The sequence below is a fragment of the Streptosporangium sp. NPDC000095 genome (assembly GCF_042899335.1).
Lineage (GTDB): Bacteria > Actinomycetota > Actinomycetes > Streptosporangiales > Streptosporangiaceae > Streptosporangium.
In genome coordinates this window covers 172,501-196,108 of record NZ_JBIAZS010000004.1, presented here as the reverse complement: position 1 = coordinate 196,108, position 23,608 = coordinate 172,501, and the positions used below count along the sequence as shown (strand labels likewise).

The window sequence follows — 23,608 nt, the reverse complement described above, 5'->3', positions numbered from 1 at the left end:
TGGGAGGACGGACTCCGCCGCTCGCGGACTCACCCGCGGACGCCGAAGCACGTCGAGTACGAGTGTGGAGCCAGCACGACCTGGACCTGATAAGGCATGCGATCGTCGTGCATTCTGAACATGACCGTGATCTCCGGGTAGGAGGTGGTCATGCCGAGCCCGGCGAAATAGTGGTCGGTGGCGAGGATGAGACGATAGAGCCCGCGCTCCATGAATTCGTCCACCCATTCTTTAATATTTCCGTTGATGTCGGTCTCGCCCTCGGATACCGGCTCCCAGCCGTTACCCGAGGCGCGCTCCAGGCGAGCTCGGACACCGGCCGCGGATCGGCCGTAGACGCCGTCAAGTGCCTGCGTGGCGATGCTCATGGTGAGGATACCCATCTTCTGGTTCGGGGCCGCGTGACCCGTATCGCGCGACCTCGGCCCTATCAGGCTCCACGGGAGGGCTATCCGTCCGCTTTCGGCCCGCTATCCATCGGCTACCCGAGCCTATCTTTGCGCCGGATATCGGATCAGAAGAGATCGGATAAGGCGTGGATAGGGGGGCTGTTTACGTTTTGAAGCAGACAGGCGGACAGCAGTGAACGGCCTGCGAGACACGAAGAAGAGGTACAGAAAATGCGGGAATTCGCGAGCATCAACACCCTCCGGATCATCGTCTCCGCCATCGCGGTTCTCGGATGCCTCGGTCTCGCCGCCGTCGTCCCCTCGGTCGCCGACGGGGCCGCGAAGACCACCGTGCTCGCCAGCAACACCCCCTGGGGATGAAGCACACCCCCACCCGGCGGGTCGCCGGCGGTGGGAGTTCACCGGAGCGGTCGGAGCCTTCCAGGGCCCGGCCGCTTGTTCATGTCACAAACCCGCACGTTAGTCGCAAGTTGGGCCAGACCTTCACAAACCCCACTGGTTCTCCCATCAGGGACGTTGTATGATCCCGGACAGAACACGTTTCATGCATATAAAATTGCTCGCCGTGATCGCCGGGTTATATGTCCGAAGATCGCGGAGAGGTGGGGGTTGAGTCTATTGTTGCCTGCTTTAAGGCAGCGGTTAGATCCCTGATGTCTCCCTTACACCAACCGTGCGGAGAATTCCTGGTCAGGCCGCGATTCTGCAAGGAGATTCGGTGGAGTATCGAATCCTCGGCCCCCTGGAGGTCCTCGCCGACGCGCGCCGCCTGGATCTGGGCGCGCCTCGGCAACAGGTCGTCCTCTCCTGCCTCCTGCTGGAGGCCAACCGAATGGTCACCATTGGACGGCTGACGGACGCGATCTACGGTGAGGATCTTCCCAGCACTTCCCGCGCGCAGGTGCAGATCTGTATCTCCTCGCTGCGGCGGCTTTTCGCCGCCAATGGCGGAGCCGACGTCATCGCGACCCACTCCCAGGGATACACGCTGCGAGTCGCCGAGGGAGAACTCGACTCCCAGAACTTCGAGGGCCTGCTGAACCAGGCCCGCCAGGCTCGCGACGACCGCCGGCTGGAGGACGCCGTCAGGCACTATCGGGCCGCCCTCGCCCTCTGGCGAGGGCCCGCCCTCGACGGCCAGGAGAGCCGGCTCGTGCAGGCCGCGGTCGGCAGGCTGAGCGAGCGCCGGATCACGGTGAACGAGGACTGCGTCGAGATCGAACTGGAACTGGGCAGGCACCACGAGCTGGTGGGCGAACTCAGCGAGCTCGTCGAGGAACACCCGCTCAGGGAGCGGCTGCGCGGCCTGCTGATGCTCGCGCTCTATCGCTCGGGCCGCCAGGCCGAGGCGCTCACGGTCTATCGTCGTGCCCGCCAGACGATGATCGACGAGCTGGGCATCGAACCCAACGAGAGCCTCCAGCAGCTCGAGTACTCCATCCTCACCTCCGACGAGAGCATCGACGCGCCGGGACGGCAGCAACAGCAGCAGCAACAACAGCAACAACAGCAATCCTCCCAGCGCCACCCGGAGACGCAGGAGGTGCCGGCCGCCCGCCGGACGGTTCCCCGTCTGCTTCCCACCGACATCGCCGACTTCACCGGCCGGATCAAGCTGGTCGAGGCCATCCGCCGCCAGCTCACGTTCGCCGCGGAGGACCGCCAGCGGCTCGCCGTCCCCGTCATCGCCGTCGTCGGCAAACCGGGCATCGGCAAGTCCACGATCGCGGTGCACGTCTCGCACAGCGTCGCCGGACGCTACGAGGACGGCCAGCTCTTCGCCGACCTGCACGGAGGGGAGTCCCATCCGATCGGTTCCGGGCAGGTGCTCGAACGCTTCCTCCGCGCGCTGGGCGTGCCGGGCAACGCGATCCCGGACGGGGTGGACGAACGGGCGGAGATGTACCGCGCGCTGCTCGCCGGGCGCAAGATGTTGATCGTCCTGGACGACGCCAGAAGCGAGAGCCAGGTGCTGCCCCTGCTGCCCGGCAACCCCGAGGCCGCGGTGATCATCACCAGCCGCAGCCGGCTCGCGGGCCTGCCGGGCGCGGCCCACCTCGACGTCGGGCTCTTCGACTCCAGGCAGTCGGTGGACATGCTCTCCAGAATCGCGGGCATCGAGCGGGTGCAGGCGGAGCGGGAGTCGGCGGCCGAGCTGGCGGACCTCTGCGGCCACCTGCCGCTGGCGCTGCGCATCGCGGGCGCGCGGCTCGCCGCCCGGCCGCACTGGACGATCGACCAGCTCGTGGGACGACTGGAGGACGAGACCCGCAGGCTCGACGAGCTCAAACACGGCGACCTGGGCATCAGGGCGAGCATCTCGCTGACGTACGAGAGCGTGAGCGAGGACGCACGCCGCCTGTTCAGGCGCCTCGCCATCCTGGAGTCCCGGCACTTCTCCGGCTGGGTCGCCGCCGCGCTGCTCGACTGCCATCCCTCCGACGCGCAGGACCTGCTCGACGACCTGGCCGACGCCCAGCTGGTCGAGACGACCGACGCCGGGTACGGCGTGCAGAGCCAGTACCGCTTCCACGACCTGATCCACGTGTTCGCCCGCGAGCGTCTCGCCGGCGAGGAGGCGATCGCCGACCGCAACGCCGCGCTGCAGAGAGTGCTCGGCGGCCTGCTCTTCCTGACCGGTGAGGCGCACCGCCGAGAGTACGGCGGAGACTACGTGCAGGTCCACAGCGACGCACCACGCTGGCCGCTGCCGGGACGGCTGGTCGAGAAGCTGGTCATGGCCCCGCTGCCCTGGTACGAGCGCGAGCGGCTGACGCTGGTCTCGGGCATCCGGCAGGCGGCGCAGGCCGGGTTCGTCGAGCTGTGCTGGGACCTCGCGATCAGCGCGGTCACCCTGTTCGAGTCGAGAATCTACTTCGACGACTGGCGGGAGACCCACCAGATAGCGCTGGCGGCCACCCGGCAGGCCGGGGACCGCCGGGGGCAGGCGGCGATGCTCTACTCAATAGGGTCGCTCTACATCGCCGAGCAGCGCTTCGGGGACGCGCGGCGCGACTTCGAGTCCGCGGCCAAGCTGTTCGAGGAGGCCGGGGACGACCTGGGGGTTGCCCTCGTCATCCGCAACATCGCCTTCCTGGACCGGATGAGCGGCCAGCTCGACGACGCGGTGGAACGCTACGATCGCGCGCTGGGCATCTTCCGCGGCACCGGCGACCAGGTCGCCTCCGCCTACGTGCTGCACAGCATGGCCCAGATCAGGCTCGACTGCGACGAACTCGAAGAGGCCAGACGTCTGCTGGGCGAGGCGCTGGAACTCAGCAGGATCGGTGGCAGCCGCAGGGTGGAGGCACAGGTCCTGCACCGGCTGGGCGAGACCTACCTCAGGCTGGAGGAGTTCGCGTCGGCGGCGGAGGTCTTCGAGCAGGCGCTCACGACCGTGCGCAACATCGGCGACCCGACCGGCGAGGCCTACGCCCTGCACGGCCTGGGCATCACGAAGCTGCGCCAGGGGGACCTCCAGGAGGCCGAGACCACTCTCCAGAACGCCCTGGAGGTGGCGGGCACCGCGGGGGAGAGACTCGCCGAGGCGAGGGTCGTGCTCGGGCTCGGTGAGCTGGCGCTCGCCGACGACCAGACCGAACAGGCGATCGGCCGCTTCCACCAGGCCCTCGGCCTGTTCCACAAGATCGACGCGCCGCTCCACCAGGTGCGCGTCCTGGTCATGCTCACCGCGGCGTACCTCGCCGTCGACGAGGAGGAGGCGGCGCGGAGCGTCTCCGAGGAGGCGCTCGAACTGGCGGACACGATGCCCCCCGCGATCGCCGCCAGGGTGCGCGCCCAGCTGGAGAACCTTCCTTCGCCCGGTCATGCACGCCTGCCCGGCCGGGCACGGAAGGTCCCGGCGTCCTGAGCCCCGTACGGTCGAATCCCGAGATCCTGGGCACCGTACGGCCGAGGGCTCCGAGTTCCTGAGCGCCCCGGGGCGAGGGCACCGTTGTCCTGAACCCGACCGGGGCGAAATGTCGTGAACTCGACCGGGTCGAAAGCGAAGGGATGTCGGTGCCCTGAGCCGAACGGTCCGGAGCGGGAGCGGTCCGTCGCACTCCGAAGACGTGAGCGACGAACCGCCGGAGAGGTCCGGAAGGGACCTCTCCGGGCGGTCGTGACCGGTCGTGCCGGCCGGTCACGAGACCATCGGCGCCGGATCGCCGGTGCTCAGCAGATGCGGCGCAGAGCCTCCGCGAGACTGGACAGGCCGACAGGCCCCAGCTCCAGCGCGGCGGTGTGCCAGGCACGCAGGTCGAAGGCGTCGCCCAGGCGCAGCTTGGCCTCCTCGCGGGCCTGCACCCACGCTCGTTCGCCCAGCTTGTAGGAGATGGCCTGGGAAGGCCAGCCGAAGTAGCGCACCACCTCCGCCTCGACCCGATGCGGCTCGCAGCGGCCCTGCTCACGCAGCACCTCGCAGGCCTTCTCGAAGGTCCACGACGAACCGTCGGGCAGCGGAAGGTCGAGGTGGACGCCCAGGTCGATAACGACCCGGGCGGCACGCAGCGCCGACCAGTTGAGCATGCCCAGCCGGGTGCCGGGGTCGGTGAACCAGCCGAGCTCGTCGGCCAGCCGCTCGGCGTACAGGCCCCACCCCTCGCCGTGGCCGTCCACCCAGGAGACCTTGGAGAACCTGGACAGGGTGTCGCCGGCCATGCGCATCGCGCCGAACTGCAGATGGTGGCCGGGCACGCCCTCGTGGAAGATCGTGGTCAGTTCGCTCCAGGTGGCGAAGCGGGTCCGGCCCCCGACCGGCCACAGGGTGCGACCCGGCCGCGACAGGTCCTCGCTGGGCGCGTTGTAGGAGGCCGCACCGGAGGTGGAGCTCACGTCGACCTCGGCCACGATGCGCCGCAGCGGCTCGGGGATGTCGAAGTGCGTGCCGTTCAACTGCTCGATCGCCCGGTCGTGGCGCTCCTGCAGCCACGCCTGGTACTCCTCGAGCGAGTCGACGGCCTGGGTCTCGTTGAGGATCGCGGTCGCCTCCTCGATGGTCGCCCCGGGCTTGATCCGCTCGACCTCGGCGGCCGTCTCGGCTCCGATGCGCTCCAGCTCGGCCCAGCCCCACTCGTAGGCCTCGCGCAGGTCGATGTCGGCGCCCAGGCTGATCCTGGCGACGACCGCGTAGCGCTCGGGGCCCACCCCGTCGGCCTCGTCCGCCCTCGGGGCGTACTCCTCGCGCAGGTAGCGCCCGGCGTCGGCGTACGCGGCGTGGGCCGCCGCCGCAGCGCTGAGCAGCTCCTCCTTGACCGGGCCCTCACCGTAGGTGGCGACGAAGGCGTCGTGGGCCGGGGGAGTCCCGCCGGCGCCGGAGAACTGGTCGGCCTGGTCCGCCATGGCCAGCGCCTGCCTGCGGGCACCCCGCAGCCCCATCGCCAGACCGGTCTCCAGGCTCTCCCGCCATCCGGCGAGCATCCCCGGGATCGCCGCGAGGCGGGCGGAGACATCACGCCATTCGTCGTCGTTGCCGTGGGGGAGAAGGACGACGCTGGAGCGCACCCGGTAGGGCAGCCCGTACGGCGCCGCCACCCAGCGCAGCGGCTCGCCCGTGTCGTGCCAGGCGAGCTCGGCCTCCAGCCGCTCCCGCAGGTGGGTGGCCGCCCTGACGTCCGGCTCACCGGTCGGGACCAGCTCGTCGAGGCGCTTCAGGGTCGAACGGATCATCTCGGCCCGGGCGGCGCTACCGGCGGGGCTGTGGTCGGTGGCGGCTACGAAGTCGGACACGATGCCCTCGGCACCTGTCGCGATCGGGTCCAGTGCCGCCCAGCGGGTGACGTACTCATCGCAAAGCGCGAAGATCGGAGTGCTCATGTCCGAAACGTAGAAAAGCCTGGCATCGGCCCCCTATTCCTTCGCTATCCGACCCCAGGACCTGGGGAAACCTGCCCTCCGGCCGGCTGGTACTCCGTTGCCCGATTCGTTTTCGAACTCCGCGCCCCGCTTGTCCGGCACCGGACAACGATGCCGGACAAGCAGGAGGCGACCGGGCAACGGAGGCGGCTCCCTCATGCTCCTCCGCCGGTACCGCCGGACGATCGGATCGACCCGGCGCCGCCTCGATCCCGGTCGGCTACGGCGCGACGACTTCCTCGTGGGAGCCGGCCGCCCCGCGCCGAATCCCCCAGGCGACACCGGCGGTGGCGAGTGCCAGGGCCACCAGCAGCGCACTGACCCACAGCGGCGAGCGATAACCGAGTCCCGCGCCGATCGAGATCCCGCCGAACCAGGGACCGAGCGCGGCGCCCACGTTGAGCGCCGCCGTGGCGAACCCACCGGCCAGGGCCGGTGCCCCGGCCGCCGCGTAGAGTGCCTGCGAGATCAACGTCGACCCGACGGCGAACGAGAGGGTTCCCTGGACGAAGACGAGCACCGTCGTCGCCACCGGACTCCCGGCGGCCACCGCGAACACCGTCCAGCCGACGAGCAGGGCCACCCCGCCGCTCACCAGGAGCGCGACGGGTCGTACGTCGGCCATCCGGCCACCGACGGTGACACCGAGAAACGACCCCAGCCCGAAGAGGGCCAGCATGGCGGGCACCCATGCGGATTCGATTCCGGTGACGGTGGTGACCAGCGGCGCGAGGTAGGTGAACGAGCAGAACGTCGCGCCGTTCACGAGGCATCCCAGCAGCAGGATCACCACAAGCCGCCGATCGCGCAGCGAGCGCAGTTCGTCGCGCGCGCTCGTGTGGTCGGATTCGGGGCCGTCGGCCGGTACCGACCGCAGGATCGCGACGATGGCCGGCACCGACAGGATGGCCACCGCCCAGAACGCCGAGCGCCACCCCCACAGCTGACCCAGCAACGCGCCGCTGGGAACGCCCACGACACAGGCGACGGTGACCCCACCGAGCAGGATGGAGGTGGCGCGTCCTTTGGCGTTCGGCGCGACCAGGCTCATCGCGGTCGCCAGGGCCACCGCGAGGAACCCGGCGCACGCCAGCGCCCCGACGACCCGGGATACCAGCAGTACCCCGTAGCTGGTGGTGACCGCGCCCAGGACATGGACGAGCAGGAAGGTGACGAGGAAGGTGAGGAGTGAGCGACGTCGCGACCGGCGCAGGCTCAGGATCGCCATCAGCGGCGCGCCGACGACCATCCCCACCGCGAACGCCGAGGTCAGAAATCCCGCGGCGGGGATGGACACGTGCAGGTCCCGTGCGATGCCCGGCACGAGGCCGGACAGCATGAACTCGGACGTGGCCTGGGCGAAGACCGCCAGTCCGAGCAGGTGAACAACGAATGGCATGACAAAACTCCGCGACCACACTGTGGATCGATAAGGAGGCGATGGGCCGCGCCGGCGTCGGAGAGAGGAACCGTCCGATCGGGGTGCGGCCATCGCGCGGGAGACCCTGCCGACGTCACGGAGGTGACGCTCGGTCCAGGTCGAGCACAGCCTGCGCTATGGCGATCCGGTGGCAGTGGTCGCGGACGGCAGTGAGCGCGGCCTCATTGGCCGCGAAGCCTCGACGCGACGACGGTGGCCGGCCACCGGATGACCGGTGGCTAGCGTCTGGATGCCTCGGGGCTGGACATAGGCGCAAGTTAGCAACGCCGGACGCGTCATGTCCAGCCGTTCGGCCGCGAGCTCATCAAGAACGATCTTTTTCGCCGCGGTCCGGTTCCGAGGGCACCCTGATGGGCGGCCGGGCTGTCAGCCGGTGATGGTGCCGAGGGCCGCGACGAGGTAGAGGCCTCCGGCGGAGGAGACCGCGAGGCCGGCGGCGGCCGGAGCCCAGGCCATCGCCGTGGAGGCGAGTGACCACCGGTGGGTTCCGTGGGTCAGCAGGGTGAGGCCGCGGATCGTCACGATGCCCACGCCGGTCAGGGTGAGGGCCATCCCCACGCCGAAGGCGGCGACGAGGGTGACGGCGTCGAAGGCCCGGCCGGTGAGCAGCCCGCTCATCAGGACGACGAACGCCGACGGCGAGGGCAGCAGCCCACCGGAGAGGGCGAGGGCGACGAGGCCACGCCGCGACCAGGGATCCGGCCCGTCCTCGAACTGATGCCCGTGGCCGTGCCCATGCCCATGCCCGTGCCCGTGCCCGTGCCCGTGCCCGTGGCCGTGCTGGGCCTGCGCCCGAAGCCGACGCCCTCGCAGGTGGCGGTAGGTCAGGTGGATGCCGACGCAGATCGTGATCACGCCGGCCAGCACCTGCATCCAGGCGGTGACGCTCTTCGTGCCGAAACTCGCGGCGCTGCTCAGCCCCACCCAGGCGAACGCCAGCACCAGCACCGAGAAGGTGTGCATCAGGGCGACGATGACTCCCAGGCGCAGCGCGTCACGGTAGGTGCCCCGGGTGCCGACCAGGTAGGCCGCGGTGACGCTCTTGCCGTGCCCGGGGGCGACCGCGTGCATCGCTCCGGCGACGAGGGCGACGGCGAGGACCGCCCAGAAGACGCCCCTGTTGTCGAAGAGCGAGATGAACCGGCTCTCGAAGCCGCTGAGCTCCGTCATGGTCGCCTACCTGTCGTACTTGTCGTGCCCGTCCTGCGCCGGGTCCGCAGCATGGTGAACGCGCCCGATCCGGCCAGCAGCACCGCGGCGCCGACGGCGACACCCGTCGTCTGCCAGGACGTGCCGGCCGCCGCCGTGCTGGAGAAGCTCAGGCGCTGGGTGCCGGCCGCCTCGGTGAAGAGGATCCGTTCGGGGGTGGCGGGCGTGTCCGCGATGAGCACCGTCCGGTACGCCGTGTTGAGATCGGTGAGGGCGGCGACGGTCACCTCCACCTCGGTCACCGGACTCCGGCAGTCGAAGACGAACCGGGCGCCGTCGACGAGCAGCGCCCGCAGTTCCTCCAGCCGGCTCCGGCACGGCCGGCCTGCCTGGGCGACGGTGATCTTCTCCAGCAGGTAGTCGCGGAGGGCCGTTGAGCGCTCCAGTTTCTGCTCACCGGTCAGCTCCGTCGAGACCGTGCCGGTGGAGGGGTCCTCGAACGCGCCGAGCGACTGGCCGAGCGCGACCCAGTCATCCTCGGCGGGGAGCCACGAGATGGTCACCTGTGAGCCGTCGGCCCCGATCCGTGCGGTGGACGGCGGTCCGAAGGGATGGGCGGAGGCTGGGGCGGCCCAGCCGACCAGGGCGCCGACGAGCAGCGCGCCCGCCAGCGTACGGGCGTGGATTTTCAATGCGTTTCCTGTCCGACGGGGCTCCGGTACGTCCGAGGGACGGGGCCGCCGTGGCGGCGGCCCCGTCCCTCGGAGGGGCTACTTCTTGGTGACCGTGACGGCCGGGCTGGTGATCTTCTGGTTCGCGCTGTCCAGGTGGACCACGTAGGACTCGTCCTTCTTCAGGCTGCTCGGCACCTTGAAGGTGTAGGTGAGACGGCCCAGCTCATCGGCCTCCCGCGTGCCGACGGGGACGGTGTCCTTCCCCTTTCCACGCTCGTCGTCGCCCGCCTTCCTCATGACGACGGACACCTGCTCGGCGGGGTCGTAGCCGTACGCGGAGATCGTGAGCTCGCCGCGGTGCTCGACGGCGGTCTTGTCGACGACGACCTGCTCACCGACGGTGTTCTCCGCGGTGCGGACCTCGTTGACGGTGCGCTCGCCCTTGGCGTTCTTCCGGACGACGAAGCCGTCGTGGTGCTCGCCGTTGGCGTAACGGGCCTCGAACGTGATCTTGTCGGCCTCGATGTCGATCAGCTGGTAGAGCTGGGTGTTCTGGCTCTTGCTGACGACCTCGGCGCCGTTGCCGGTCCAGTTCTCGCCGTTGTTGAGCGCGTACATCTTGCCGCCGGAGACGGACACGACGTAGGCGACACCGTTGTTGACGGTGACGGACTTGCGGGCGGTCGCCACGTTGCCTCGGCCGTAGGAGTGGTCGTGGCCCTGGAGGACCAGGTCCACGCCGTACTTCTCGAACAGCGGGCCCCACTGGCCGCGTACGGCGGGGTTGTTGCGGGTGCCGGTGGTGGAGTAGACGGGGTGGTGGAAGGTCACCACGGTCCACTTGTTCGGGTTGTCCTTGAGCAGCCCCTCCAGCCAGGTGGTCTGCGCGGCCATCAGGGTGGCGTTGCTCTGCACGTTGGTGTCCAGGCCGATGAAGCGCACGCCCTGGTAGTCGACGGTGTAGGCGGTCTGCTTCAGCTCCGGGTTACCCGGTCCGTTGTCCGGATAGGGGAACTGCGGACGCCAGAAGGTGGACAGGCCGCCGCTGTACTCGTGGTTTCCGGGGATCGAGATGTTGTTGACCTGGCTGTCGATGAAGCCGGCGGCCTTGTACCACTGGCCCCACTGCTCCTCGTTGTTCGCGTTGTCGATGAGGTCACCGGCGTTGACGATCACCTTCGCCTGCGGGCGGTCGGCGAACGCCTGGCGGAAGACGCGCGGCACCGCGGAGTCGATGTAGTTCTGCGCGTCGCCGTAGTAGATGAACGAGAACGGCTGGAGGTCGGCCGCCGCGGTGGTGAAGTCGCTCCACTCGTTCCAGTTGGTGCCGTCGCCGACCCGGTAGCTGTAGCGGGTGTTCGGCTTCAGGCCGGTGAACTCGACGGTGTGGTAGACGGAGGCATACCCCAGCGTGGTGTTGACCGGGGTGGTGCTGAGCGCCTTGACGGTGGCGACCGCGCCCGCGGACGGCGCGACGTCGCCGAGCGCGCGCGGGGCCTCGAGGATCTGGGCCTGAGCCGACTCGGCGTCGGTCACGGCCCGCCAGGTGACCTTCTGGCTGGCCGCCGGCGTGGTGGTCGGGGTGAGGATGACCCGGTCGGGCATGGGGGAGGGCTTGTGGATATCGGCGGCGGGGTACTTCGGCGGCGCGGCCGCGCCGAACGCCACCGGGCTGAACGCGAGGCCGCCGGCGATCAGCACGCCCGCGCTCACCGCCGTCAGCCTGGTACGCCGGGATCCGGCGGATCGGGGCAGTTTGGCTTCGCCCATCATGAGCTCTTCTCCAGGGAGGGATCGCATTCCACCGAGGGAGTGCGGTGGACGTCGGTATTGATCCAAAAAAGAAGGACAAAAGCTCATATAGGGGGTTACATCAGGATGAACACCTCCTCTTATGTATCTCTAGCCCCAAAAACCCCATTGATGTCGTCAGAAGGTCGTGCGCTCGACGCCTTCCGTTGCCCTCGCGTTCGCTGGAACACCCCTAACCTCGGGCGAGCGGGCTCGGCTGGAGGCGGAACGCGTGCGCCCGCTTCACGACCCGCGTCACACGGCAGGTGGCCTCGCCCGGGTTTCGACGGGTCCGGTACGCGGCGTCGTGCCCCGTTTCCCCGGGAGCGGGCGAGACCGACGTTCCCGAACGAGAGGTGTTCGATGATCGGCCCTCGGCAGGCGGGTGACCGGCGGTCAGCCCGCCGGACATTGCTCCCCGGCCTCGTGGTGCTCGGCGTGCTCTTCCTGCCGTCGTCCACGGCGGGTTCGGCGGGACCGACGATCAAGGACGAGACCTTCGTCACCGCGGAGACCGGCGGGCTTCTGCACATCGAGGCGGGGGAGTGTTTCACCGACCCGGCCTACTCCCCGGAGGCGGGCGAGGTCGTCGTCCTCTACACGCCCTGCAAGGAGCGGGCGGCCAACCAGTCGTACGGCTTCGTGCACGCCCCCGACGGTGAATGGGATCCGGCCGCGCTGACCGTGTTCGCCAGGGAGAGTTGCAGGCGGGGGTTCGACGGCAACTGGAGCGGCGCGTCGGCCTCGGGTCTGGACTTCTACCCGGTCATGCCGACCAGGAAGACCTGGGCGGGCGGCGACCGCGACGTCATGTGCGTGGTCTACAGCCCGCAGGGGCCGATGGACGGCTCGGCGCTCCCCATGGCGAGTTGGTGACCGAGGGGGCGTCCGTGAGGCTCCCCGGCGCACTGCGAACTTCCTGGCCTCGCCGCACCGCCGGATAAAGCCGCACTGCCGGATAAAGGTCGGTAAATCAGCCCACCGATGTGCGGGACAACTCGATATCTGTGGAAATCCTTAGCGCCGGTGTACCCAGTATCAAGGCTGTCGCCCTGTCGTACCTGAAGCATGAGCACACCCAGGAGGTCCCCCATGACCACCCCGCAGCGGATCTCACTCTGGCATGACGTGCTCGCCGTTAGCCGAAGCATCAGGCTCAGCATGGCGTCGCCGGAGACCCGTGCCAAACGTGCCTACGAGATCTTTCCGCCGAGCACCTGGACCGCGCTGAACGAGCACAGTTCGTACCTCAATTTCGGCTACTGGCGTGATGGGCCCGACACGCTCGACGACGCGTGCGAGGCGCTGGCGGAGAAGCTGGGGGACGCCGCGGGCTTTCGGGAGGGCGATCGCATTCTCGATGCCGGGTTCGGATACGGCGACCAGGACTTCATGTGGTTGGAGCGGCACAATCCAGCGAAGATCGTCGGATTGAACGTGACGCCGACGCATGTGCGGATCGCTCAGGAGAAGGCCCGCGCCCGTGGTCTGGATAATCGGCTGATCTTCCAGGAGGGGTCGGCGACCGCGATGACGTTCGAGCCCGGCAGCTTCGACCGGGTGGTCGCCCTGGAGTCGGCCCTGCATTTCCGGACCAGGGACGAATTCTTCCGCCAGGCTCACCACATCCTTCGACCGGGCGGGGTGCTCGCGACGGCGGATGTCGTGCCGTTGAACGTCGACAACGGCGGCCGCCGAGAGCTTTTCTCCACTTCGGTCCCCGAAGAAAACCTGTACGACGGCAATGAGTATGTCGCCCGCCTCCGGGCCGCCGGATTCGCCCATGTCCAGTTGACCTCCATCCGTGACCACGTTTACGAACCGTGGTGCAAATGGGCGGAACGGAAGCTGGACGACCAGGCATTTCAGCAGAAGGTCACCTGGGTCTACCGCCGCTGGTTGCATCGCGAGCTGGCCGACGACACGCGTATGCGGCAGAAGTTCGCCGGCTTGGACTACGTCATCGTCGTCGCCGAGAAGTCGATGTGAGGGCCGGAACACCGGATGTCGGCCCGAGAAGCCAGAAGGCCGCCAAGGCTCCCGAGCTGGGACTTTGGCGGCCGTTTGCCGTGATCGGCCCATAGATGTCATGGGCGATGGTGGACGATACAGGGATTGAACCTGTGACCTCTTCCGTGTCAGGGAAGCGCTCTCCCGCTGAGCTAATCGTCCGCATGGGAAGGACCAGAGGTGGAGACGGGATTTGAACCCGTGTAGACGGCTTTGCAGGCCGTTGCCTCGCCTCTCGGCCACTCCACCGGAGTGAGAGCCCGAAGACCCTTCGAGCGGAAGACGGGATTCGAACCCGCGACCCTCACCTTGGCAAGGTGATGCTCTACCACTGAGCCACTTCCGCGTGTTTCCTCCGGGTTTCGTACCCGGTGGCGACGAGAGAACTCTAGCGGGTTTTCCCGGCGGTTGTGTAACCGCGCGTTCAGCCGCCGGCCCCGTGGCCGTCGCGCGAATCCGCCGGCCGGCACCCGTCCGTGGACTCCCACACGGTGCGGATCCAGGCCGGGCATCCGGCCAGGTGGGCGTTCAGCCCCCTCGTTCAGCCGTCCTGCTCGGCCGGGCGGCGCAGCTGGCGCGTGACCACGCGCTCCACGGCGGGCAGGGTGAGGAAGATCTCCAGGATGCGGGTGAGACGGTGCACCTCGATGCGGTGGAAGGCGGGACCGTCGGCGCGGGCCAGCAGGAAGGTGAGGGCGAGCGGGGGCAGCGGGGCGGCGATCACATGCAGGCCGGAGTCGAGGGTGAAGGCCCTCGGACGGGCGGGGGTGTCGTCGGGGAAGGGCACCTGCTCGGGGGCGCGCCAGCTGGAGTGGACGACCGTGCGCGGGCTCTTCTCGGTCGCCGCGGCCGCCCAGTCGGCGCTGAACAGCACGGGCATGGAGTCGATCAGGGTGGCGAGGGCGCGGTCGCCCGCGGTGGTGATGTATTTGAGGATCTCCAGCTCCGGATAGGTCCCCGGCGCCTCGCGCGTGCCCCAGATGCCCTCGATCCTCACTCCCGGAACGCTCTCCAGCCCTTCGACCAGGCTTTCCCTGGGGGCTGAGTCGGGCCAGTAGACGGTGATGTCGTCCAGCGCCTGGCCCTCGCCCCGTTCGAGGACGACCACCTGGGTGATGTCGGCGCCCGCGACACCGAGGACACGGGTCACCTTCCCCAGCGAGCCCGGCTGGTCGGGCAGCGCGATCCGCAGTCGCAGCAGCATCCGCGGCCTCCCATGTCACGTTGGTCCACGCATGGACACAATACCCAGCGACGATTCGTCCCGCTCGTCGCGGTGCGGTAGAAAAGCCAGGTGGAGTCGTTGAAGCTGGGATCACTGGAGGTGTGGCCGCCGGTCGTCCTCGCCCCGATGGCAGGGATCACCAACGCGCCCTTCCGCACCCTGTGCCGGGAGCAGGGCGGCGGATTGTTCGTCTGCGAGATGATCACGACGCGGGCGCTGGTGGAACGCAACCCCAAGACCTTGAAGATGATCCGGTTCGAGCCCGAGGAGAGCCCCCGCAGCCTCCAGCTGTACGGGATCGACCCGGTGACCGTCGGCAGGGCCGTCCGCATGATCGTGCAGGAGGACCTCGCCGATCACGTCGACCTCAACTTCGGCTGCCCGGTGCCCAAGGTGACCCGCAAGGGTGGCGGCTCCGCGCTGCCGTACAAGCGGAACCTGTTCCGGTCGATTCTGCGCGAGGCCGTGGGCAACGCGGGGACGCTGCCGGTGACCGTGAAGATGCGCAAGGGCATCGACGACGACCATCTGACCTACCTGGACGCCGGGCGGATCGCCGTCGAGGAGGGCGTCTCCGCGATCGCGCTGCACGGCCGCACCGCGATCCAGCACTACGGCGGCACCGCCGACTGGGAGGCGATCGCGCGGCTCAAGGAGAGCGTGACGGAGATCCCCGTGCTCGGAAACGGCGACATCTGGAGCGCCGCCGACGCGCGCCGCATGATGGACGAGACCGGCTGTGACGGCGTCGTCGTGGGCCGGGGCTGCCTGGGCCGCCCGTGGCTGTTCGCGGACCTGGCGACCATGTGCGAGGGCGGGGAGGAGCGGCGCAGGCCCCTGCTGGGCGAGGTCGCCGCGACGATGGACCGGCACGCGACCCTGATGGTCGACTGCTTCGAGAGCGAGCGGCACGCGGTGGTCGACTTCCGCAAGCACGTCGGCTGGTATCTCAAGGGCTTCACCGTCGGTGCCGCCCTCCGCCGCCGCCTGGCCACCTCGGAGAGCCTGTCGGACCTGCGCGAGGGGCTCGCCGAACTCGACGCCGCCCAGCCGTGGCCCGACGGCGTGGACACCCCCCGGGGCAAGACCAACCCGCGCGACCGCGTCCAGCTGCCCGCCGGGTGGCTGGACGACCCCTATGATCTCGCGGTTCCCAGCGCCGACGCCGAGAGCGACACCTCGGGCGGCTGACGCCGACGGCGAGCCGGGTCTCCGACAGAGTCATCTGCGGTCCTCTGCGGTCCTGCGCGGTCCTCGGTGGCCCTCGGTGTCGGCGCGGCCCGTCACACCGGGGGCCGGGGCGGAACTCCGGTCGTCACGGGGCCGTGCTCGGAGGCGTCGGGGCGGCGCTCGGACGGCACCGGGAGATTCCGCTTGGGCCGCGAGCCGTGTCACGCCCTCGTTCCCGGGTACTCCGAGTCGTGTGAACGTGTGGGGCAAAAGAGATGACATGGTGGTCCACGGCAGCGAGCCGTACAACGCCGAGGCGCCGCCGGGCGCCCTCGCCGATCACATCCTCACCCCGCTCGACACCTTCTACAGCCGCAACCACGGCCCCGTCCCCGACCTGGATCCGACCTCCTGGCGTCTCACCGTGGACGGTCTGGTCGAGCGCCCGCTGACGCTGTCGCTGGAGGAGCTGCGTTCCGAGTTCTCCGAGGTCACGCTGGTGGCGACCCTGCAGTGCGCGGGCAACCGCCGTGCCGATCTGGTCGAGGTCCGCGACATTCCCGGTGAGGATCCGTGGGGGCCAGGAGCCACCTCGACCGCGCGCTGGAGCGGTGTCGGCCTGGCCGAGGTCCTCGCCCGCGCCGGGCTGCTTCCCAGGGCCGCGCACATCGCCTTCGCCGCCCCCGACGTCTCCGAACTCGCCGATCCCGCCCAGCCCTACGGTGCCTCCATCCCGGTGTCCAAGGCCATCGGCGGAGACGTCCTGCTGGCCTGGGCCATGAACGACCGGCCGCTGCCCAGGGCCCACGGCGCCCCGCTCCGCGTCGTGGTCCCGGGCTGGATCGGCGCCCGCAGCGTCAAGTGGCTCCAGCGTGTCACCGCGCGGGAGGAGCCCTCCGACAACTACTTCCAGGCCGTCGCCTATCGCCTGCTGCCCTCCGGGGCCGATCCCGCGAAGGCGGGGCCCGGTGACGGTATCTCCCTGGGGCCCGTCGTCCTCAACACCGCGATCCTGAGCCCCGGCGACGGCGCCCGCACGCGGCCGGGCCTCACCCGGATCACCGGCTACGCCTACGCGGGGGACGGCCGTACCGTCGCCCGCGTCGACGTCTCCCTCGACGGGGGCGAGACCTGGACGCAGGCGGACCTCGGGGAGCAGGTGGGCCCCTGGGCGTGGCGGCACTGGCACGCCGTCGCCGAACTGGGGGAGGGCGAGACCGTGATCGTCGCCCGCGCGTGGGACAGTGCCGGTGCCACCCAGCCGGAATCGCCCCGGCACGTGTGGAATCCCAAGGGGTACGCCAACACCTCCTGGTCCCGCGTCCGCGTCACCTGCGCTCCCTGAGGGGACACACGGGGATGTGTCGGGCCGCACGCGCCGCGTCGCCGTGGGCGAACGCGGCCGATGATCGGCCCGGGGCGATCGGGCGGCACGTGTCAAGGGCGGGCCAGGTCGCGGCGGAGGTGTTCGGCGGTGAAGGAGCCGGGCTCGTCGAGGAGGCGGGACGGCGTGCCCTCGAAGATCACGGTGCCGCCCTGGTCGCCGCCGTCGGGGCCGAGGTCGACGACCCAGTCCGCCTTCTTGATCACGTCGAGGTTGTGCTCGATGACGATGACCGTGTTGCCGCCGTCCACCAGGCTGTCCATGATTTTGATCAGGTGCTCGACGTCCGACATGTGCAGCCCGGTCGTCGGCTCGTCCATCACGTAGACGCTGCCCTTCTTGTGGAGTTCCCCCGCCAGCTTGATCCGCTGGCACTCGCCCCCTGACAGGCTGCTGAGCGGCTGACCGAGCCTGAGGTAGCCCAGGCCCACCTCGTTCAGCGTCTCCAGGACGCGCAGCGGTCTCGGCTCGGTGAAGAACTCCGCGGCCTCGCCGATCGTCATCTCCAGCACGTCGGAGACGGACCTGCCGCGCAGCGTGTGCCTCAGGATCTCGGGCCGGAACCGCCGTCCCCGGCACACCTCGCACACGGATGTGATCGCGTCCATGAACGCCAGGTCGGTGTGGATGACCCCGAGCCCCTGGCATTCGGGGCAGGCGCCTTTGGAGTTGAAGCTGAACAGCGCGGGGCTGACTCCGCCCGCGGCGGCGAAGAGCCCGCGGATCTCGTCCATCAGCCCGGTGTAGGTGGCCGGGTTGGAGCGGATCGAGGTGCCGACCGCGGCCTGGTCGATCACCACCGCCTTCGGGTGCTCGGCGAGGAACACCTCGTTGACCAGGGTGCTCTTGCCCGATCCCGCGACCCCGGTGACCACGGTGAGCACCCCGGTGGGAAAGGACACCGTGACGTCTTTGAGGTTGCGCGCGGTGGCCCCGGTGACGGTGAGCGCGCCGGTCGGCTCCCTGAACGACGCCTTGAGCGGCGGATTGCGGCGCAGATGCCGTCCGGTGAGGGTGCGGGCGCGCCGCAGGCCCTCGACGCCGCCCTGGTAGACGATCTCACCGCCGTGCGTCCCGGCGCGTGGCCCGACGTCCACCACGTGGTCGGCGACATCGATCACGTCGCGGTCGTGCTCGACGACGAGTACGGTGTTGCCCTTGTCCCGCAGTTCGCGCAGCAACTCGTTCATGCGCGTCACGTCGCGCGGGTGCAGTCCGATGGTCGGCTCGTCGAAGATGTACGTCATGTCGGTCAGGCTGCTGCCCAGGTGCTTGACCATCTTGATCCGTTGCGACTCCCCGCCGGAGAGGGTGGGCGTCGGCCGGTCCAGGCTGAGGTAGCCCAGGCCGATGGTGACCAGGTGCCGCAGCCGCTTCAGGATCGCCGGGACCATCGTCGCCGCGACCGGGGCGTCGATCTCCGCGATCACGCCGACCAGGCGCCGGACCTCCATCGCGGCCAGTTCGGCGATGTTGCGCCCGCCGATCCTGCAGGCGAGCGCGGCCTGGTTGAGCCTCGCCCCCGCGCACAGCGGGCAGGGGCGCACCGAGGTGAACGCCGCCATCGCGTCCCGGCTCGCCCTGCCCTCGACGTCCCGCCTGACATGGAGCCGGTCGAACCTCTCGACCACGCCCTCGTATCTCTGCGGGGCCGTACCGCCCTGCTCCTCGAAGGTGACGTCGGCCTCGCTCCCGTGCAGCAGCATGTCCCACTCGCCCTCGGTGTAGTCCGCCAGCGGCCTGTCGTTGTCGAACAGTCCCGAGTGGGCGTAGATCTTCCACTGCCAGTTGCCGGCCCGGAAGCCCGGCAGCAGGATCGCTCCCTCGTTGAGCGACTTCGTCCGGTCGAAGGCGAGGTCCACGTCCAGGGCGATCTTCCGGCCCACGCCTTCGCACTCCGGGCACATCCCGGCCGGGTCGTTGAAGGAGAACGCGTTGGAGTAACCGGTGAACGGCGTGCCGGCGCGCGAGTAGAGCAGCCTCAGCAGCGGGTGGATGTCGGTGACGGTGCCGACGGTGGAGCGGGAGTTGCCGCCCAGTCGCCGCTGGCCGACGACGACGGCGGCCGAGAGGTTGCCGATGGCGTCGGCGTCCGGTTGGCCGTGGTGGGGCAGGCGGTTGCGGGCGAAGGAGGTGAAGGTCTCGTTGAGCTGGCGCTGCGACTCAGCGGCGATCGTGTCGAAGACGATGGAGGACTTGCCCGACCCCGAGACGCCGGTGAAGACCGTGATCTGCTTCTTGGGGATCCTCAAGGAGACGTTCTTGAGGTTGTTCTCCCGGGCTCCGGTTATCTCGATGTGGCTCATTTCCGGCACGCTATCCACGGTTTAGGTCAGATCCTGGCCGCGATCGGTGGCATCGTGAACGACATGGCGGACACCACGGGACGGGTGCTGAGACTGCTATCGCTGCTGCAGGCGCACCGGGAGTGGCCGGGCCCCGAACTGGCCGAGCGGCTGGAGGTCAGCCCACGCACGCTCAGACGCGACATCGACCGCCTGCGCGAGCTGGGCTATCCGGTGCACGCGACCACCGGTCCCGCGGGGGGATACCGGCTGGAGGCGGGCACCGCCATGCCGCCGCTGCTTCTCGACGACGAGGAGGCCGTCGCGATCGCGGTGGGCCTGCGTACGGCGGCGAGCGGCACGGTCGCCGGGATCGGGGAGACCTCGGCCCGCGCCCTGGCCAAGCTGGAACAGGTCCTGCCCTCCCGGCTGCGCCTGCGCGTGCACACGTTGCAGACGCAGACGCATCCGGTCGCGCCGATCTGGGCGGTGCCCACGGTGGAGGCGGACACCCTCGCGCTGCTGGCCAGGACCTGCCGGGACCGGGAGCGGATCCGCTTCGGCTACCGCCGCCGCGACGGGCAGCAGGGCGGCCGGATCGCCGACCCGTACCGGCTCGCCTCCACCGGGCGGCGCTGGTATCTCGTGGCGTGGGACATCGGCAGACAGGACTGGCGGACCTACCGGGTGGACCGGCTCACCTCACCGCTGGGCACCGGCGTGCGCTTCCCGCCGCGCGAGCCGCCCCCCGGCTATGTCGAGGAGTCGATCGTCGCCCCCATCAGCCGCCACCGGGCGGTGGTCGTCGTGCACGCACCGGCGGCCGTGGTCGCCGAGCGCTTCTCCGGACCCGGCTGGGTGCTGGAGGAACTGGACGAGCACAGCTGCCTGCTGCGCACCGGCGGCGACTCGCTGGAGTGGCTGGCGCTCACCGTCGGGCAGCTCGGCCTGGACTTCACCGTACGGGAGCCGCCGGAGCTGATCGACCACATCCGGACGCTGGCCGCCCGCCTTCAGGCCTCGACGGAGCCGCCGCTGCGCCAGTAGACGTTGCTCTCCCTGCTGAGCATGCCCTCGTCGACCAGGTAGCGGCGCAGGGCCGCGTAGTCGTCGTGGAAGGCGCGCAGCGCGACGTTGACCTCCTTCTCCGGGTAGCGGACGCCCGGCTCGAAGACCTGGACCACGTAGTCGAGCACGACCAGTTGCTTGTCGCGCTTGGTGGGGATCGCCCGCAGTCGTCCCTCGACGAGGAAGGACTGCAGGACCCTCTCCTCCGGGGAGGCCGGGGTGGCGGGTCTCGCCGTGGCGTGCAGCAGCTCACGGAAGCGCTCGCGCCGTACCTCCCACTCGCCGTCCTCTCCCCGTACGGCCAGCCCGCCGCGTTCCAGGCGGTCCAGCGCGCGCCTGACCGCCTCCCTGTCGAGTCCGGACTCCTCTTCCGGCTTGCCGCCCAGCACCAGGGCGGCCAGCACCTTCAACGTGTCTTCCTGGTACAGCAGGCCCAGCACCTGCCTGATCGCTTCGTCGCTCATCCGGTCATTCTTCTCGGTCCCGTCTGATATTTCTGCGCGCACGGACGGTCTTCCTCCGCCGAGCGCCCCTGCCTGCGCCGGCAGGGACGTGGCGAGGGACGGTTCAGAGGCGGTTCAGGCCGATGACGTGGACCACCGCGCGGCCCTCCTCGTCGGAGGCGGCGAGGTCCACCTGCGCGTCGATGCCCCAGTCGCCGTCGCCCGCGGGGTCGGAGACGACCTGGCGGACACGCCAGAACTCCTTCTCCTCCTCGATGCGGAGCAGGCCGGGGCCGCGGGCGTCCGGGCCGGTGCCGATCTCCTCGTGGTCGTCGTAGTAGGCGTCGAGCGCGGCGCCCCAGTCGACGTCGGGTGCCAGCTGCGCCAGCTCCTCCTCGTTCTCCAGGGCGGCGAGCTCGATGAGGCGGAACATCGCGTTGCGGACCAGCACGCGGAACGCGCGGGTGTTGGCGGTGACGGGCTTGGTGCTCTCCTCCAGCGAGGGCGCCTCCACCTCCCCGGTCGGGTTCTGCAGCTGCTCCCACTCGTCCAGGAGGCTGGAGTCGACCTGGCGGACCAGCTCGCCGAGCCACTCGATGAGGTCGACCAGGTCCTCGGTCTTGAGGTGCTCGGGGATGGTCCGCGACAGGGTGCGGTAGGCGTCGGCGAGATAGCGAAGCACGGTGCCCTCCGAGCGGTTCAGCTCGTAGAACTGCACGTAGTCCGCGAAGGTCATCGCCCGCTCGTACATGTCGCGGACGACGCCCTTGGGGCTCACCGTGTAGTCGCCCACCCAGGGGTGGCCGCGCCGGTAGGTCTCGTACGCGCCGAGCAGCAGGTCGGCGAGCGGCATCGGATAGGTGACCTCGGCCAGGCGCTCCATCCGCTCCTCGTACTCGATGCCGTCGGCCTTCATCAGCGCCACCGCCTCGCCGCGCGCCTTGTTGAGCTGCGCGGACAGGATCTGGCGGGGGTCGTCGAGGATGGACTCGATGATCGAGACCATGTCCAGGGCGTAGTTCGGCGACTCCATGTCGAGGAGTTCGAGGGTGGCGAGCGCGAAGGTGGACAGCGCCTGGTTCAGCGCGAAGTCCTCCTGCAGGTCGACGGTGAGACGGGCCATCCGGCCGTGCTCGTCGGGCTCGCTCAGCTGCTCCACCACGCCTCCGGCCAGCAGCGACCGGTAGATCGCGATGGCCTGGCTGATGTGCCGCCGTTGCCACTTGCGGTCCTCGTGGTTGTCGGTGAGCAGGTGGCGCATGGCCGCGTAGCAGTCGCCCGGCCGGTTGATCACCGCGAGGAGCATGGCGTTGCTGACCTTGAACCGGGAGTTCAGCGGCTCGGGCTCGGCGGCCTGCAGCTTCTCGAAGGTCTCCTCGCTCCAGCCGACGAAGCCCTCCGGCGGCTTCTTGCGGGCGAAACCGCGCCGCCGTTTGGGATCGTCGCCGATCTTGGCCAGGGCCTTCTCGTTCTCCACGACGTGGTCGGGGGCCTGGCAGACGACGTAGCCGATGGTGTCGAATCCGGCGCGCCCGGCCCGCCCGGCGATCTGGTGGAACTCGCGGGCGCGCAGTCGCCGCACCTTGGTGCCGTCGTACTTCGACAGCGCGGTGAACAGCACGGTCCTGATCGGGACGTTGACGCCGACGCCGAGCGTGTCGGTGCCGCAGATGACCTTGAGCAGGCCCGCCTGGGCGAGGCGTTCCACCAGGCGGCGGTACTTCGGGAGCATCCCGGCGTGGTGCACGCCGATGCCGTGCCGCACCAGCCGGGAGAGCGCCTTGCCGAACCGGGTGGTGAACCGGAAGTGGCCGATCATGGAGGCGATCGCCTCCTTCTCGGCCTTGGTCGACATGTTGATGCTCATCAGCGCCTGCGCCCGCTCCATGGCCGCGGCCTGGGTGAAGTGGACGACGTAGACGGGATATTGGTTGGTGGTGAGCATCTCCTCCAGCGTCTCGTGGAGAGGGGTGAGCCGGTAGGAGTAGACGAGCGGGACCGGGCGCTCGGCGTTCTTCACCACCGCGGTGGGCCTGCCGGTGCGCCGGGTCAGGTCCTCCTCGAACCTGGTGACGTCTCCGAGGGTCGCCGACATCAGAATGAACTGGACGTTCGGCAACTCCAGGAGCGGCACCTGCCAGGCCCAGCCGCGGTCCGGCTCGGAGTAGAAGTGGAACTCGTCCATCACCACCTGGCCGATGTCGGCCGCGGCGCCGTCGCGCAGCGCGACGTTGGCGAGGATCTCCGCGGTGCAGCAGATGATCGGCGCCCCGGGGTTCACGCTCGCGTCGCCGGTCATCATCCCGACGTTCTCGGTGCCGAACACCGCGCACAGGTCGAAGAACTTCTCCGACACCAGCGCCTTGATCGGCGCGGTGTAGAAGGTGCGCACGTCCCTGGTGAGCGCGGTGAAATGGGCTCCGGCGGCGACCAGGCTCTTGCCCGAGCCGGTCGGGGTGGCCAGGATCAGGTTGTTTCCCGACACCACCTCGATAAGAGCCTCCTCCTGCGCCGGGTAGAGGGTCAGCCCTCGCTCGGAGTTCCATTCGACGAAGGCGTCGAAGATGGTGTCGGGGTCGGCGTCGATCTCTTCTGGCAGGCGGTCTACAAGGCTCACGGTTCAATACTGCCGAAGAACTTGAGGTGGTCGGACCGGAGGCGGTCGCGGATCGCCTTACATTCCAGGTAAAGTGCGTAACTTT

At 69.4% G+C, this 23,608-nt stretch carries 17 protein-coding genes and 3 tRNA genes; 7 read left to right on the top strand and 13 right to left on the bottom strand.

Features of this window, described 5'->3' with window-relative positions; all coding sequences use genetic code 11:
• Positions 1-29 precede the first annotated feature (29 nt).
• On the bottom strand, positions 30-368 hold the full coding sequence (locus tag ACFY3V_RS11710; RefSeq protein WP_389772486.1) for a hydroxyisourate hydrolase: 339 nt from the start codon (positions 366-368) through the stop codon (positions 30-32).
• Between the two features lie 252 nt (positions 369-620).
• Between ACFY3V_RS11710 and ACFY3V_RS11705 the strand changes: the two genes are divergently transcribed.
• Entirely contained in the window at positions 621-770 is a 150-nt protein-coding gene (locus ACFY3V_RS11705; RefSeq protein WP_350943812.1) for a hypothetical protein, read from the top strand.
• 358 nt (positions 771-1,128) lie between these two features.
• Positions 1,129-4,281 carry a BTAD domain-containing putative transcriptional regulator gene (locus ACFY3V_RS11700; RefSeq protein ID WP_362897098.1) on the top strand — a complete coding sequence of 1,051 codons (3,153 nt, stop codon included), beginning with the start codon at positions 1,129-1,131 and terminating at the stop codon, positions 4,279-4,281.
• A gap of 305 nt (positions 4,282-4,586) precedes the next feature.
• On the opposite strand, the gene ACFY3V_RS11695 is transcribed toward ACFY3V_RS11700, so the two are convergent.
• The 5 genes from ACFY3V_RS11695 to ACFY3V_RS11675 all read right to left on the bottom strand — a co-directional run bounded on the left by ACFY3V_RS11695 (position 4,587) and on the right by ACFY3V_RS11675 (position 11,300).
• Positions 4,587-6,227 carry a DUF885 domain-containing protein gene (locus ACFY3V_RS11695; RefSeq protein WP_389772481.1) on the bottom strand — a complete coding sequence of 547 codons (1,641 nt, stop codon included), beginning with the start codon at positions 6,225-6,227 and terminating at the stop codon, positions 4,587-4,589.
• Between the two features lie 259 nt (positions 6,228-6,486).
• Complete coding sequence (locus tag ACFY3V_RS11690; protein WP_389772478.1) at positions 6,487-7,665, bottom strand: Cmx/CmrA family chloramphenicol efflux MFS transporter; 1,179 nt, start codon at positions 7,663-7,665, stop codon at positions 6,487-6,489.
• Between the two features lie 408 nt (positions 7,666-8,073).
• Positions 8,074-8,877 carry a nickel/cobalt transporter gene (locus ACFY3V_RS11685; protein ID WP_389772475.1) on the bottom strand — a complete coding sequence of 268 codons (804 nt, stop codon included), beginning with the start codon at positions 8,875-8,877 and terminating at the stop codon, positions 8,074-8,076.
• The gene (locus ACFY3V_RS11680) at positions 8,874-9,548 is read right to left on the bottom strand and encodes a hypothetical protein (protein ID WP_389772472.1); all 675 of its coding nucleotides are present in this window, start codon (positions 9,546-9,548) and stop codon (positions 8,874-8,876) included. Before ACFY3V_RS11680 ends, ACFY3V_RS11685 begins: the two co-directional genes overlap by 4 nt.
• Positions 9,549-9,626: 78 nt before the next feature.
• The gene (locus ACFY3V_RS11675; RefSeq protein WP_389772469.1) at positions 9,627-11,300 is read right to left on the bottom strand and encodes a metallophosphoesterase; all 1,674 of its coding nucleotides are present in this window, start codon (positions 11,298-11,300) and stop codon (positions 9,627-9,629) included.
• Positions 11,301-11,684: 384 nt separating this feature from the next.
• Between ACFY3V_RS11675 and ACFY3V_RS11670 the strand changes: the two genes are divergently transcribed.
• Positions 11,685-12,197: a hypothetical protein gene (locus tag ACFY3V_RS11670; protein WP_362897093.1), complete on the top strand. Its 513-nt coding sequence runs from the start codon at positions 11,685-11,687 to the stop codon at positions 12,195-12,197.
• 216 nt (positions 12,198-12,413) lie between these two features.
• Entirely contained in the window at positions 12,414-13,310 is an 897-nt protein-coding gene (locus tag ACFY3V_RS11665) for an SAM-dependent methyltransferase (protein WP_389772466.1), read from the top strand.
• Between the two features lie 108 nt (positions 13,311-13,418).
• On the opposite strand, the gene ACFY3V_RS11660 is transcribed toward ACFY3V_RS11665, so the two are convergent.
• The 4 genes from ACFY3V_RS11660 to ACFY3V_RS11645 form a co-directional block, all read right to left on the bottom strand.
• Positions 13,419-13,493: transfer RNA gene (locus ACFY3V_RS11660), tRNA-Val, on the bottom strand.
• 16 nt (positions 13,494-13,509) lie between these two features.
• A tRNA-Cys gene (locus ACFY3V_RS11655) sits at positions 13,510-13,580 on the bottom strand.
• 25 nt (positions 13,581-13,605) lie between these two features.
• A tRNA-Gly gene (locus tag ACFY3V_RS11650) sits at positions 13,606-13,677 on the bottom strand.
• A gap of 195 nt (positions 13,678-13,872) precedes the next feature.
• A complete protein-coding gene (locus tag ACFY3V_RS11645; RefSeq protein WP_362897091.1) occupies positions 13,873-14,535 on the bottom strand; it encodes an amino acid-binding protein in 663 nt (220 codons plus the stop codon).
• Between the two features lie 90 nt (positions 14,536-14,625).
• Between ACFY3V_RS11645 and dusB the strand changes: the two genes are divergently transcribed.
• The gene (dusB, locus tag ACFY3V_RS11640) at positions 14,626-15,747 is read left to right on the top strand and encodes a tRNA dihydrouridine synthase DusB (protein ID WP_350943796.1); all 1,122 of its coding nucleotides are present in this window, start codon (positions 14,626-14,628) and stop codon (positions 15,745-15,747) included.
• A gap of 259 nt (positions 15,748-16,006) precedes the next feature.
• Complete coding sequence (locus tag ACFY3V_RS11635) at positions 16,007-17,071, top strand: sulfite oxidase (RefSeq protein WP_362897089.1); 1,065 nt, start codon at positions 16,007-16,009, stop codon at positions 17,069-17,071.
• A gap of 92 nt (positions 17,072-17,163) precedes the next feature.
• On the opposite strand, the gene ACFY3V_RS11630 is transcribed toward ACFY3V_RS11635, so the two are convergent.
• On the bottom strand, positions 17,164-19,416 hold the full coding sequence (locus tag ACFY3V_RS11630) for an ATP-binding cassette domain-containing protein (RefSeq protein ID WP_389772461.1): 2,253 nt from the start codon (positions 19,414-19,416) through the stop codon (positions 17,164-17,166).
• A 63-nt stretch (positions 19,417-19,479) separates the two neighbouring features.
• Here ACFY3V_RS11630 and ACFY3V_RS11625 point away from each other — a divergent pair, with 63 nt between their 5' ends.
• Positions 19,480-20,442: a YafY family protein gene (locus ACFY3V_RS11625; RefSeq protein ID WP_362897087.1), complete on the top strand. Its 963-nt coding sequence runs from the start codon at positions 19,480-19,482 to the stop codon at positions 20,440-20,442.
• On the opposite strand, the gene ACFY3V_RS11620 is transcribed toward ACFY3V_RS11625, so the two are convergent.
• On the bottom strand, positions 20,409-20,927 hold the full coding sequence (locus tag ACFY3V_RS11620) for a DUF2087 domain-containing protein (protein ID WP_362897086.1): 519 nt from the start codon (positions 20,925-20,927) through the stop codon (positions 20,409-20,411). The two genes, ACFY3V_RS11625 and ACFY3V_RS11620, sit on opposite strands and share 34 nt — an antisense overlap.
• 103 nt (positions 20,928-21,030) lie before the next feature.
• Positions 21,031-23,523, bottom strand: a complete 2,493-nt coding sequence (locus ACFY3V_RS11615) for a DUF3516 domain-containing protein (RefSeq protein WP_362897085.1) — start codon at positions 23,521-23,523, stop codon at positions 21,031-21,033.
• Between the last annotated feature and the right edge of the window lie 85 nt (positions 23,524-23,608).

Excerpts from the sequence above, each read along its gene's own strand:
- ACFY3V_RS11635 (WP_362897089.1), top strand. The coding sequence starts at position 16,007 with ATGGTGGTCCACGGCAGCGAGCCGTACAACGCCGAGGCGCCGCCGGGC.
- ACFY3V_RS11645 (WP_362897091.1), bottom strand. The coding sequence starts at position 14,535 with ATGCTGCTGCGACTGCGGATCGCGCTGCCCGACCAGCCGGGCTCGCTG.
- ACFY3V_RS11685 (WP_389772475.1), bottom strand. The coding sequence starts at position 8,877 with ATGACGGAGCTCAGCGGCTTCGAGAGCCGGTTCATCTCGCTCTTCGAC.
- ACFY3V_RS11695 (WP_389772481.1), bottom strand. The coding sequence starts at position 6,227 with ATGAGCACTCCGATCTTCGCGCTTTGCGATGAGTACGTCACCCGCTGG.
- ACFY3V_RS11705 (WP_350943812.1), top strand. The coding sequence starts at position 621 with ATGCGGGAATTCGCGAGCATCAACACCCTCCGGATCATCGTCTCCGCC.
- ACFY3V_RS11675 (WP_389772469.1), bottom strand. The coding sequence starts at position 11,300 with ATGGGCGAAGCCAAACTGCCCCGATCCGCCGGATCCCGGCGTACCAGG.
- ACFY3V_RS11630 (WP_389772461.1), bottom strand. The coding sequence starts at position 19,416 with ATGAGCCACATCGAGATAACCGGAGCCCGGGAGAACAACCTCAAGAAC.
- ACFY3V_RS11620 (WP_362897086.1), bottom strand. The coding sequence starts at position 20,927 with ATGAGCGACGAAGCGATCAGGCAGGTGCTGGGCCTGCTGTACCAGGAA.
- ACFY3V_RS11665 (WP_389772466.1), top strand. The coding sequence starts at position 12,414 with ATGACCACCCCGCAGCGGATCTCACTCTGGCATGACGTGCTCGCCGTT.
- ACFY3V_RS11670 (WP_362897093.1), top strand. The coding sequence starts at position 11,685 with ATGATCGGCCCTCGGCAGGCGGGTGACCGGCGGTCAGCCCGCCGGACA.
- ACFY3V_RS11710 (WP_389772486.1), bottom strand. The coding sequence starts at position 368 with ATGAGCATCGCCACGCAGGCACTTGACGGCGTCTACGGCCGATCCGCG.
- ACFY3V_RS11690 (WP_389772478.1), bottom strand. The coding sequence starts at position 7,665 with ATGCCATTCGTTGTTCACCTGCTCGGACTGGCGGTCTTCGCCCAGGCC.
- ACFY3V_RS11625 (WP_362897087.1), top strand. The coding sequence starts at position 19,480 with ATGGCGGACACCACGGGACGGGTGCTGAGACTGCTATCGCTGCTGCAG.